This is a genomic window from Alkalibacterium gilvum (assembly GCF_900109085.1).
GTDB lineage: Bacteria > Bacillota > Bacilli > Lactobacillales > Carnobacteriaceae_A > Alkalibacterium > Alkalibacterium gilvum.
Map to the genome: position 1 here is coordinate 1 of NZ_FNYW01000046.1, position 11959 is coordinate 11959.

The following is an 11959-nucleotide window of genomic DNA, read 5'->3' on the forward strand; positions in this document are numbered from 1 at the left end:
CATCAACTCCAATTGCTTTTCTAAGTTTTGGATTTACCAACTGATTATCTAGATGGCGTAAACTGTTTGTTTCATCATTAATTGCGAATAAAAAGAGTTTCAAAGCACGGTCAAATGTTAATTTTTTGACGTAAGCATCAAAGCTTTGAATAGCTTTTTGAGATTTACCACTTAATTTTTCTAAATTTATAAACGAAAACCATTTGCTTATGGTCATTTTTGTTTTATACTTATCCATGTTGTTGGTCCTTTGTAATGGTCTTGGATAAGTCATCCACTCCCATTATAAAGGATTTTTTTATGCTTTAAAATGCTTAAAATTTTAATGCAACACTAGTGATAATATTTATAAACCGTGTGATTGCTAACAGACTTTCGTAGTTTCCTAACGAGAGAATTCTTAGATACATAGTTTGCAAAAAAGCGATCTACATCTTCTTTTAAATACAGTTCTTTGGCAGTTTTACCATATTTAGTATCAAGGATTTTTTCCTCTAAATCGATTTTTGTTATATTAAATTCAGTTGGTAACTCTGTTATGGATCTTCTTAATTTATTGATAAAGTATCCGTTGTTCGAGTTTTTATTAAATTTCTCCACAGTTATTTCGTATATTGTCATATAGTCTCTATTATTTTTGCCTAAGTCCTTTTCCAAATTCTTGAACATCCTTCCACATTTTATGATTAAATGGCATATTCAGACCTGTTATATTGTCCAATTCGTCGGGAGAAAGCAGGCTTAATGCCTTTCGTATGTTATAAGTTGCAGTAATAATGTCAAAATAGGATTCCATAGACTGCGTTGACCTGTCACCACGTAATACTGCAGTTTGTTTCTCATTAAATCCAGCGTCCAAACACATATTAGTAAACGCCCCTCTACCAATGTGTGAGCGCCATTTTGTTTGAGAGAAGTCTAGATAATCCTGATATCTACCGGGAGTACCGAGTAACATCCCTAAATAGGTATTCTTCAATTTTAAAAATCTTTTATCATATGTGTCTGCCGACATTGGACTCCCTTCTGTATCATAAAACAATGCATTGGGATGTATGGGTTTCTTAATCTTTTTAAGTACGGTCTCTACATGATGCTTGTATAAATAATTTAAAATCGGATCAATCAGACAGGATTGATCTCTTGGGTTCTTAACCTGTATTGTTGAAACATCGCTAAATCTTGTAAATAATTCATTTTGGCGATCCCTTACAAGTAGGACTAATCCTTCGACACCATACTTTTGCCCATTTTGTGATTTTAAAGCCGTTCTAGTCATGTTTACTACTTCACCTTTACGCAACCCTCCAAATATTTGTAAAGCCAATCCAAATGCAATATCAGGCGTCTCATGCTTTGCCACATAAAGTATCTCACGAATATATTGCAAACGAATAAAAGTTCTATTCTCGTTAGATTCATGATCTTGGGGTACTATATCTTTTCTTTTTACTCTTTCACGTAAAAGCGTTTCATCTGTCTTTTTATAAGTGAAATCAATTTTATATACTTTTCTAACTTCTTTTCCCGTTCTTACAGAAACCAGCTTAAATTTAGGTTTATGCTTTAGTACTTTTTCATCCCATAAATACTTATAAAATTTTGCTAAAAAATTCTCTTTCATTTCTAAAGTCTTATTTTTATTTGATTTCTCGTCTACACAGTATTGTAAATAAGCATTTGCATGTTTCTCTCGTAAATCTGCCAAACCTTGAACTTCGGTATATTCAGTTAATCCTTGGTTCACTTTATCTAATATAAAGTTTAAAAAAGGAACAATAATTTGTGCTACAGTAAGTTCAGTGTTTATAGAGCCGGAGTTTCTATGGTAATTCTTAAATAAAAAATGGCTTATGGGATGAGGGATTACTCCTTTTGTTGTCTTGTTCTCTAGTCCAATAATGAATGAAGGTGTATTTACAATATCCCCGCCTTGTTTCCTATAGTATTTTATCGCCTTCCACACAAACCTATGGTTTCCATTCTCCATTTAGTTTACCTCCAAAACTCTTATCGGACGAACATATATTCTTATTTATAGTTTGAACGATTCCTCTTGAAAAGTCAATCAACTTTAAACATTTTTAATGGGATAGCCTCGTAAAAATGTTAAGGTAAATCTAATATTAAAAAGCCTAATTTTTCGTTGAGAAATTAGGCTTTTTTTATTCCACTAAAGCGTCCGTTAACGGAATAGTCCTTTCCGCTATTAGCTGGTATTGTGGTAGATCAGCAATATGCTTCAGAACAAAACCTTTCTTGAGCACAATTCTTATCACAGAATTGTGCCCGATACTCTGCAGGACTTAGCATAGAGTCTTTAACTAATTTCACTTATGCCTTAGTCAATATTAAGTACCTTCAATCATATCCCGCCTACTATAACCAAGGTAACCTATTGCCATCAAAGCGATGCTAATCACAGTTATTGTAATGAAAATTGGAGTATCAAAATTCTCCATTGGCATTCGTGGAATCCAGCTTTGAATGGCTGTTTTGGAAAACCATTCTGGTAAGTCCAAGATACCGCCAAAGTAGTTTATTACAAAGGAGTAGCCAAGGTAAAGATAAACCACTTTTCCTAGTTTCGGTGACCAGCCGAGTGCTAAAGCCGCTAGACCAATAAAGAATAATACGGATGGTAAGAAGTTGTAGCCAGCAACAAGAAAATCTAGTGTATCCATCGTTGAGCTATCCCCCATGGCTGAGATAGCTGTACCACCAAGACTACCTGCAGCTAATAAAATTCCTACTAAACCTGCAAAAACCGCTAAACCAATACTGGTCCAAAAAAGTTGGGTGCGGGTCACTTTTGTAGCATAAATTTGACTTAAAAGGGATCGGTCTTCTTGTGTGAACAGTTTATTCACAATTGCAATTGGCAATATCGATACCAAACCAATCATGACCATCATTATCGTGCTTGTGAATGATTCTTCAATGGAAACGCCTGAACTGCTGAACATTTGTTTCATTACTTCGCTACTTTCAAGGAAGGTTTGCATGTCTCCATAAATTGAACCATAGGCTACCCCCATAAGGATAAAGGCAATCAACCAGCTAATCATCACACCTTTGTTAATTTTGATAAATAGTCCACGGACAGACAGTAACGATTTCTTTGCATATCTTCGGCCCTCCCTTTCAGGAAGATATCCAGCTCCCATATCGCGTGAGCCTTCAAGGGCAAAAGCAATGACTACCATGATTAAACCGAAAATAAATGCAAAAAATAGTAAGGTCCAGTTATTTTCCGTAAAGGGATAAGTTAAATATGCCCACCCCAAAGGGTTGAACATGGATAAGTCAACATTGGAGACATCTGTTCCGGCACGAACAATATACAATAATCCTATAATTCCAAGTGCAGAACCTGTTGCAGCAGATGAAGTTGGCATGATTTGCGCCATAACCAGAGCAATCCCAGCCCCGATAATACCTGCAAATCCGACCGACGCTCCAAATAAAAAGGAACCTTCAGCAGAAATCGTATCGGCACCAAAACTCATCATTACGCCACCAATAAAAAATGCTAATAAGACATTAATGAAAATTGTCTCTACTATTGCAGCAAAGGAATTTGCTTGACGACCTATTTGAAATGAGCGCACTAGCTCAGAAAGGCCAAGATCCTCTTCTTTACGCGTATGACTTACCACGTGTAAAGCAGCTATTATCATCGCAAATAAACCGCAGAATAGCAGCATTTCGTGCGCATACATTGCTCCTAAAGTGTAATCACTTGCTGTTTCAACTGGCGTAGGGCCCACCATGGATATCATTGCAGGATTTTGCAAAGTTTCGTACATTCCCAGCAAGCCTTGCCCTTTTGCTATTTCTTCAAAAGCTGGAACAAAAGCAGCTGAAAACAAGCCAATTCCTAAAATCCAAACAATAATTTTTTTCCAATCCCGTTTGAGATATAGTACAAACAGTGTATCCCATTGAGCGAATTTTTCCTTCATCGTATTTCATCCTCCTCTCAGGCGCTTAGCCTTCATAATGACGCATAAACAAATCTTCAAGAGTTGGTGGTGCAGATTCAAATTTTTTGACACCTAGTTTGCTCGCTTCCATTAAAATATCGTTGAGATATTGATTATTCGCAGAGAATGTCGCCTGATTATCTTTTTGTTTAAAATTAAACACGCCATTTACACTGGCCATTTCAGCCACATCACCTTCTGCTTCTATGGTTACAGTGGAACGAGTCAAGTGACGTAATTCATCCAGGGTTCCAGCTTCCACAATTTCACCTTGGCGAACGATAACCACCTTATCCGCCAAACGTTCAACTTCACTCAAAATATGAGAGGATAACAGGATGGCTTTACCTGATTCCTTGATTTTTTCAACTTCTTCTTGAAAAACTGATTCCATCAAAGGGTCAAGACCGGAAGTTGGTTCATCAAAAATATATAAATCCGAATTAACAGAAAGTGCTGCTATCAAACCAACCTTTTGCCGATTTCCTTTTGAATATCCTTTGGCTTTTTTCTTTGGGTCCAGCTCAAAGCGTTTAATTAAAGAGTCACGTTTTTGCTTATCTCCCCCACCATGCAATTTAAGGAATAAATCAATAATCTCACCGCCTGTCAGATTTCCCCACAGTGTGACATCTCCTGGGACATAAGAGATACGTTTGTGAATTTCAAGGCTATCTTTCCAAGTATCCTTACCGAATATCTCCGCATCACCTGCTTCTCGGTTAATAATTCCCAGCAAAATACGAATAGTTGTGGATTTACCAGCTCCATTGGGGCCTATAAATCCGACTACTTCTCCGGTATTTACGGTGAATGAAACATCACTTAATGCCCGAAACTTACCGAAACTTTTTTGTAGACCTTGGACATTTACAATTTCTGTCATAGCATAAACACTCCTTTATTAAAGATTGTGACACCCTTTTTACAACATACTTTTCAGTTCATACAGAAGTTGAAAATTATGGATTAAATAACACCTAAACAATCACCCCTCAGGTTGATAAACTTATACATGCTTTACTTCATTTTTATTTGTAAAAGCTGTATTTCAGTATTTCCGTATACCCTTTCCATTCCTCAAGATATTTCTCACCAAATTCGTGGAGATCTTCAAAGGTGTTTATTTGGTGCAGTCCTTTCTCACCGAATCCGAACATCGTCCAATTCAGGATTTCAATCGCCTTTTCAATTTCAATCCCTTCACGGAACTTAGAGTAATCAATATGCTTATATATTAGCTCTGTGCCCCGATCATAGACGGGATCAACTTTTTCCTTAATCATATCTTTTACTTCAGCTGATTCCTCTTGGATGGCAGCTGCCAGGAAATCAAAAACGTGAGGAAACTTTTTATGGATATACAGTTTCTGTAATCCGATATTTTCAATTCTTTTAAATAAATCCGTTTCACTCAAATCAATTTGTTCATAAAAATCCTCAATAACTTGAACACCGTATTCGATTAAATATATATAAAGATCTTTCTTGCTATGAAAATAATTAAACAACGAACCTTTAGAGATTCTTGCCTCTTTGACAATTTCATTTGTTGATGCTTTTTCAAAACCTCTTTTTACAAATTCTTTTATTGCAGCGTTTATAATAAGCTTTTGTTTTTCTAATTTCAGGTTGTTAAGTATGGGGTTTATGATGGTTACCTCCTTTCGACCATAAATCAAATGACCATTTTGGTCATTTGAATATAACACAAATGACCAAATCGGTCAATTGGATTCAAAAAACACAGGTATGGTTAGAGCTAAAGTTTGATCTACAAAATCACAATCCCATATTTTATGATCAATAAAAAAGAATCCATTTTGAAATAGAAATCAAAATGGATTCTTTTCTTGTGAATTAGCATGTAGTGTTATTCTACAAAGTGGCCCTTATGTACAATACAGGCGCTAATTCCGGGCGCGTCCTATTCCTGTATAGCTGGTAGACCTTGCTTGGCTTTTAAGCACATAATTCCTGCCCCCCTTATTTCCTTGATGCCTAAGCGTTTTAAACAAATGATAAGAAGAAAACAAAAAATAACTGTTTACAATATCGGTTCATTAATGTATGGTTGATTACACAACTAATCAACCCATCAACAAAATGGGAGGAAGGAGGTTTTTGTGAAAGCTGTTTTTGATGACTCCAGGCCAATCTTCCAGCAAATTTCAGAAATGATTGCTGATGATATTGTTGATGGTGAGTTGCATGAAGGAGATCAAATTCCCTCAACAACAGAGATTTCTAAATTTTATCAAGTGAACCGCGCAACGGTGCAAAAAGGCTTATCAATGCTCGTTGATGCAGGTTATGCATATAAACAGCGTGGCGTTGGGATGTTTATAGCTAAAGGGGCTAAAAGCCGGTTGCTTGCTGAACGTAAAAAGGATTTTCACCTTCAATATCTCAAACCATTGCTGGAAGAAGCAAAGCGAATTCAGATGACAAAAGAGGAAATTATTCGATTTATTGAGGAGGACAACGATGATTGATATTCAAAACTTATCGTTTTCATATGGGAATGTAACAGCGCTCGAAAAGGTAACGTTACAAGAGGACGAACCGATTATTACAGGGTTGTGGGGACGTAATGGCTCTGGAAAAACAACGTTAATGAAATTGATTTCCGGACTAGAAAAACCCAATCAAGGAAAGATCAATGTGAACGGAATCAATCCCTATAACAACAAAGAGGCGATGAACCAAGTGACTTTTATGCAAGAAAACCACCCATTTTCAGACTTATGGGACGTAGAAGATGCCCTTCGTTTTGGTGCATTTTTCAATAAAAACTGGGATCAGAAGTTAGGCGACGAATTGATTGATATGTTTGAATTACCAAGGAAAAAGAAAATCAAGCAATTTTCAAAAGGGATGCAGACAATGATTAAGATTACACTTGGGCTAGCCAGTAAATCACCAGTGACGATCATGGATGAACCTTCCAACGGCCTAGATGCTCATATGCGTAAGCAGTTTTATGACGTACTGCTCGATAGTTACGAGGAAGATCCTCGATTAATTATGCTATCAACACACCACATTGATGAACTTGAACCACTCTGTGAAAAAATTGCAGTGGTTGATCAGCAAACGATTATTCGGTATGAAGAAATAGAGAAATTGAAGAATTATGGCATTCACTTGTCAGGGTCAGTAGAGTCAGTGGAATCACTGTTTGGAAATAGCAAGGTCATTGACAAACGTAAACTTGGGAAGCAAATGAATGTCATGATTGATGAGCCTTTCAATGCAGACTGGGAGAGACAGGCAAAAGAGGTTGGAGTTAACATCGAAAAAGCACCACTTCAGGATTATCTCGTTAATCTAACAAAAAAGGGAGGGCAAAAAATATGAACACGCTTAAAGGACCGTTTCTACTCATGTTTAAAGAGATGCGGATGACTTTTTATATCAACTTTGGAATAACGATCGCTTTAATGGCATTGTATATTTTTTTAAGTTACTCAACTGGTGAGAACGGAAATTTAGGTTCAATCTTCGGCCCATTTTATGCCGTTTTTCTCATTTATCCATTTATTCTTTTTCAAGGGTACAAATATATTCTTTCATTAGGCGGAACGAGAAAACAGTTTATGATGGCAACCTTTGCATCTGTTAGCATCTACATGGTGCTAAGCGTGCTCATTCTAAATGGATTACATTTATTAAGCCAATTTTTTATCGATCAAGGGCAAATCTTCCATATGGCCGACCTCGTTAACGGCTCTCATCCGCTATTATATATCTGGATTGATCTATTATGGATGGTTTTTCTCTTTGGCGTTGGGATAATGATTAAAACTATTTGGTTTAACCTCGGCAATGTAAGAACCTTAATTTGTGGAGCCATATTGTTGATCGTATTAATTACAACATACACTTTTGCTGACCTTAGCCCATTTATAGAATTTGTGATTGTTGATCATCTCTTATTTGTCCACATTCTTGCAGGGATCGCAGTATTATTCATGCTGCTCTCTTACCTCATCATGAGAAATGGGCCATTAGAACGTGGAGATCGGGCTAGATTCATTGGGAAACAGCAACCTGAATAAGCTTTTTTAGAGTAATTAGTAGTTATTTAAAGGTTACCGAAATTGGTAACCTTTTTTGATTGGAAATAAAAAATACGCTTCTTCATCTAACCTGGCTTAATTCAACAAACAAACAGCTCCTGACCCAGTAGCCGGTGTTCCACAATATTGCCCTATAATGGATTAATATGACTGGTGTTTTTCATGGAGACCCCATTTCATATTCGGCTTTTCCTTTTAAAAAGTCAAGCATATATATGATCTATTCCCCCTTGTTAAACAAGGGATTCAAAACTTTTTTTAATTTAGGATGTTGTTTGAACATCATCATCCACATAATAAAATGACTGTTTTACTCATATCTAACACATTCTTTCTATTCTTGTTCAATAGGGGTCAGCGTTAAATCTCCGTAGCGCTCTTTTGTTTCTTCTGTATTTGCGATAAACCGGTATTCATCATTCTCTTGACTAATAGTAAAGGCAACAGGTTCGCTTTCAGCGTTTTCTCGCATGGAAAATTCGGTTTCATCTTCGTTTAGAGAATAAGTGTAACCAGTTGAAAACATATCTCCTAATTGGAATGTAACAGTATCTGCATGAAAGTCAGCAGTATATGCTTCTCCATTTGTAGCCACAACATTCCATTCATTCTCCTGCAAATCTTCATGAACAGACGTACCGCAAGCAGATAATGTAAGGATAGTAAAGACAGTAAAGAGAAGAACGACGATTTTTTTCATGTTAAATTACTCCTTTTTGTTTTTTATCTACGGGATACTAAGTGCATAGCGGAACGTGCTACGCTTTGACCAGTTCGGCCGATACCGCTTGAAAACCAAATACTTTTAACTAAACTTGGTCCGCTGATAACCAATGCACCTGTACCGATCAATGCCGGAATTTTTGGCCAAAGGGTCTCTGATTCCATAGTGAGTGCTTCGACAAACAATGCCATTGATAAGGTTAATACAACGATTGTGACGGTGTGGCTTATAATATCTCTCCACCAGTTCTCAATGAAGCTAAAAGTTTCTGACACAACTGAAATAGCAACCAATGGGGATAATATTTCGTCCATTAGCAACTGAGCTTGTTCAACGAAGATTTTGAAGATAAAGAATGCTACAACAACCATGACTAAGAGCCAAACAAGCAGTTGACCCATAACTCCACCGAATACATCAACAAAGTTTTCTGACTCTACTAGCGACTCAACACTAGCTATCATTTCATCCCCCATTAGACCTACAAAGTAGCCTGTGAAGGGTTCGATTATTCCTTTCATAACGATAGATACTACAAAAGGCATAATGACAAGCAACATGCCTGCTTTGAACGAACCCACTACTGTATGCCAAATATTTGCTTCTTGACTACCTTCTGCTTCTCCGATTAGTTGATTGATAACTTTTCCTAATGCTACACTGACAAGCAATAGACCACCGAACCATACAAATATGTCATAGGCTTGTAAAGCAATTCCACCGAGCCCCTCATAACTAAACATGACATTTTGCAAAAAGTTGATAAAAATTTCCACAAGTTCAATCAACCAGTCTCTTATCATTTCAAGTATTCTAGTACCCAGATCATCAAAGTTAAACACATTCCTCCCCCTCTCTATTCATCTATTGCTTCGGCTAGACCTTCATCTTGATAATCTTCTAGAAAGGCACTTACTGCTTCATTGTGGGCTTCGTCTTTCGCTTTTTTCTTCATTTCTTCCAACTCGTCTTGTCTTTCCTTAATGTCTTGCTGTCTTTCTTCTTCACTAGCTTCAAACTCTTTAATTTCTTCTTCTAAACGTTCTATCTGTTGAGCGTTTGGACGGTTGACATATTTGTTTTGGCTAAGCATTTCAAATGGATCTGGAAACAGGTCAAATTGATACGCTTTTTTCGCTTTAATAGGCGGTTTATTCGCAAAAACAATCAATTCCGTATCGTCTGGCATGCTTTTTACTTCGCCTGCGGTCATAAGGTCACGTCCAGAGTAACTTTCATTATCAGAGGTACTGCTACTGCTTCCTTCTTGCTTTGCATTCTTGCTACTCGAACGGTTACTAGTTTCTACTTTTACAGTCGCTTTTCCGAGTAAATCAGAAAAATATTTAGCCGTCGTATTATTAGCTGCGTTCATACAAATTTGAATAGAACAGTTTCCTAAAATCGACTCTGCTTTTTCTTTGTTATAGCGGTCTTGCAACTGCGTGAGTGTTTGAATAATGGTTGCTACGCCAATGCCATACCCTCGACAAGTGGCTAAAAACTCCTCGTAATTCGTAAATTTTCCTAAGTTAACAAATTCATCTAATATAAAGTTCACTGGTACAGGTAATTTTGCATGGTGGTCGGAAGCTAACTCATAGAGTTGGTCGAACAATTGAGAAAAGAATATGTTTGTTAAGCCTTCCCAACTGGTGTCCATCACTGGAATAATGACATATAACATGGTCTTTTTTCTGCCAACGTCTTGCAAGTGAAAATCGCTGAAACCTGTAAAATTTCCCACTGTTTCATTGATATAATCGGCAATTGTGGTTAAGAGAGAAACAATAATCGAGCCTTTCATATCTCCTCGCGACTTTTTATACCCCAATTCATACAACTTTCTTGCAGGGTGTTGAATATCTAGGCTTAAAAAGGCTTTGTCTAGTTCGCTTTCTTCGTCATCACTATCAGCTTCTCCATGATTTTGTAGAAACTCTACGATACCGCTCATATTCCGCTTGGTAGGGTGCAATTCAAGTTTTGCGTATAAAATCAAAGCTGATAATAGGGAACGTTGAGAATAATACCAAACGTCTTTTTTTCCGTCTTTGTTGGAACTGTCTACAATTTTTGTAGCGACATTCGTTGCTTCCACGTCAGAAGTGACATAATCAATCGGATTGTAGCGGTCAGAATGTTGCATTTTCGCAAAATTAATAACGTGAACGTCATACCCTTGGCGTTTCTTGAAATCAGCGGTGTGTTCGTAGACTTCTCCTTTTGGATCAGTCACGACAATGCTGTTTTCCGTTTCATTTAAAATGTTTGTGATTACGAAACCTTGTGTCTTATATGACCCTGGTCCACCGATAACCATAATGTTTCTGTTTGGTTTGCTATCGGTTGGTTGGACGATATAGTCTTTTCCAATTCGTCCTAAAATCGTGCCTGTCATACAGAGAACTCCTTTCTATTGTTTTACGGACTTCATAAATTCTGATTGAATACCTCTTTTTGATTGTTTCTGAAAATTTTTCTTGTCAAAAATATCAGTGGACGTGCCCCAACGAGCTGAACCATGATAGGCATTTTTGTTTTCCGTATCCCAGCCTTCTTTTTTTGACTTCCCTTTGTGTAAGACAAGAGAGTAAATAAAAATAGCAGCTGTGCCTAAAATAAAAAATGGGTTTTTCTCCTGCCAATAGCTTTGAATAATCGTAGGCAATTTTTGGAACATGGCTGAGATTTCTTGGATAACTAAATCGCCTGTAATATCTAACTTATATTCGGATAAGATAAACATTGCTTCTAATGCCATTAATAAAATGGCTTCCAGAAAAATGAATGTAATCAATATCCATGTGAGCTTTTTCAATACCGCTTTAGCTGTATCATTCATGCACTATTCTCCTCGTATAATAAGTTTGAAGATAAGAATTGTACTTATCTTCTTTGGTTGTTAATTTCTTAAGTAGTTCAGAAGCTTCTCCCCCATGGGGGAGAAAATTTTCAAAACTTTTAGTCATCTAGTTAACTTTTGATCTTTGACAATTTAATACTATCCATGGGTTCTGCTTGGTTATTCCGTGCTGTTTCTGTGTAAAATAGAATCAGATGGAAGTCGGTTCTTAGTGGGATGAAGCTTCTTCTCCTTGTAGATCAACTACACTAAAAGCATGCTTCCCGTCATAGTGTTGAGACTATATACTCATAAGCTGAAT

General features: G+C 36.8%; 12 protein-coding genes and 1 pseudogene. 3 read left to right on the top strand and 10 right to left on the bottom strand.

Translation table 11 applies throughout. The features are described from left to right. The 6 genes and pseudogenes from BMX83_RS09400 to BMX83_RS09425 all read right to left on the bottom strand — a co-directional run. A pseudogene (locus BMX83_RS09400) lies at window positions 1–238 on the bottom strand (IS4 family transposase); the annotation flags it as partial. Between the two features lie 95 nt (window positions 239–333). Beyond that, window positions 334–657, bottom strand: a complete 324-nt coding sequence (locus BMX83_RS09405) for a hypothetical protein (protein ID WP_091636394.1) — start codon at window positions 655–657, stop codon at window positions 334–336. Then, complete coding sequence (locus BMX83_RS09410) at window positions 632–1990, bottom strand: hypothetical protein (protein ID WP_218141944.1); 1359 nt, start codon at window positions 1988–1990, stop codon at window positions 632–634. The genes BMX83_RS09405 and BMX83_RS09410 overlap by 26 nt, the downstream gene beginning before the upstream one ends. Window positions 1991–2351: 361 nt before the next feature. Continuing rightward, window positions 2352–3965: an ABC transporter permease gene (locus tag BMX83_RS09415; protein WP_091636396.1), complete on the bottom strand. Its 1614-nt coding sequence runs from the start codon at window positions 3963–3965 to the stop codon at window positions 2352–2354. A 25-nt stretch (window positions 3966–3990) separates the two neighbouring features. Next, window positions 3991–4872: an ABC transporter ATP-binding protein gene (locus BMX83_RS09420; RefSeq protein WP_091636399.1), complete on the bottom strand. Its 882-nt coding sequence runs from the start codon at window positions 4870–4872 to the stop codon at window positions 3991–3993. Between the two features lie 145 nt (window positions 4873–5017). Further along, window positions 5018–5698 (bottom strand): TetR/AcrR family transcriptional regulator, encoded by a 681-nt coding sequence (locus BMX83_RS09425; RefSeq protein ID WP_245746660.1) that lies wholly within the window; start codon window positions 5696–5698, stop codon window positions 5018–5020. Window positions 5699–6112: 414 nt separating this feature from the next. Between BMX83_RS09425 and BMX83_RS09430 the strand changes: the two genes are divergently transcribed. From BMX83_RS09430 to BMX83_RS09440, 3 genes are read left to right on the top strand one after another with little or no spacing between them, the layout of a single operon-like run. Beyond that, window positions 6113–6481: a GntR family transcriptional regulator gene (locus BMX83_RS09430; RefSeq protein WP_068443868.1), complete on the top strand. Its 369-nt coding sequence runs from the start codon at window positions 6113–6115 to the stop codon at window positions 6479–6481. Next, window positions 6474–7346, top strand: coding sequence for an ABC transporter ATP-binding protein (locus BMX83_RS09435; protein WP_091636401.1), 873 nt, complete (start codon window positions 6474–6476; stop codon window positions 7344–7346). Before BMX83_RS09430 ends, BMX83_RS09435 begins: the two co-directional genes overlap by 8 nt. Next, window positions 7343–8047, top strand: coding sequence for a hypothetical protein (locus BMX83_RS09440; RefSeq protein ID WP_091636404.1), 705 nt, complete (start codon window positions 7343–7345; stop codon window positions 8045–8047). Before BMX83_RS09435 ends, BMX83_RS09440 begins: the two co-directional genes overlap by 4 nt. Before the next feature lie 355 nt (window positions 8048–8402). Here BMX83_RS09440 and BMX83_RS09445 read toward each other — a convergent pair whose 3' ends face one another. Genes BMX83_RS09445 through BMX83_RS09460 form a run of 4 tightly spaced genes read right to left on the bottom strand, consistent with a single transcriptional unit; the run spans window position 8403 to window position 11637 of the window. Beyond that, complete coding sequence (locus BMX83_RS09445; RefSeq protein WP_091636407.1) at window positions 8403–8768, bottom strand: LptM family lipoprotein; 366 nt, start codon at window positions 8766–8768, stop codon at window positions 8403–8405. 23 nt (window positions 8769–8791) lie between these two features. Then, on the bottom strand, window positions 8792–9634 hold the full coding sequence (locus BMX83_RS09450) for a conjugal transfer protein TrbL family protein (RefSeq protein WP_091636409.1): 843 nt from the start codon (window positions 9632–9634) through the stop codon (window positions 8792–8794). Between the two features lie 14 nt (window positions 9635–9648). Further along, the gene (locus BMX83_RS09455; RefSeq protein ID WP_091636412.1) at window positions 9649–11193 is read right to left on the bottom strand and encodes a VirD4-like conjugal transfer protein, CD1115 family; all 1545 of its coding nucleotides are present in this window, start codon (window positions 11191–11193) and stop codon (window positions 9649–9651) included. A 15-nt stretch (window positions 11194–11208) separates the two neighbouring features. Then, window positions 11209–11637 (bottom strand): hypothetical protein, encoded by a 429-nt coding sequence (locus BMX83_RS09460; RefSeq protein WP_091636415.1) that lies wholly within the window; start codon window positions 11635–11637, stop codon window positions 11209–11211. Between the last annotated feature and the right edge of the window lie 322 nt (window positions 11638–11959).

Coding starts and splice junctions, on each gene's coding strand:
- BMX83_RS09435 (WP_091636401.1), top strand. CDS start 6,474: ATGATTGATATTCAAAACTTATCGTTTTCATATGGGAATGTAACAGCG.
- BMX83_RS09410 (WP_218141944.1), bottom strand. CDS start 1,990: ATGGAGAATGGAAACCATAGGTTTGTGTGGAAGGCGATAAAATACTAT.
- BMX83_RS09445 (WP_091636407.1), bottom strand. CDS start 8,768: ATGAAAAAAATCGTCGTTCTTCTCTTTACTGTCTTTACTATCCTTACA.
- BMX83_RS09455 (WP_091636412.1), bottom strand. CDS start 11,193: ATGACAGGCACGATTTTAGGACGAATTGGAAAAGACTATATCGTCCAA.
- BMX83_RS09460 (WP_091636415.1), bottom strand. CDS start 11,637: ATGAATGATACAGCTAAAGCGGTATTGAAAAAGCTCACATGGATATTG.
- BMX83_RS09415 (WP_091636396.1), bottom strand. CDS start 3,965: ATGAAGGAAAAATTCGCTCAATGGGATACACTGTTTGTACTATATCTC.
- BMX83_RS09440 (WP_091636404.1), top strand. CDS start 7,343: ATGAACACGCTTAAAGGACCGTTTCTACTCATGTTTAAAGAGATGCGG.
- BMX83_RS09420 (WP_091636399.1), bottom strand. CDS start 4,872: ATGACAGAAATTGTAAATGTCCAAGGTCTACAAAAAAGTTTCGGTAAG.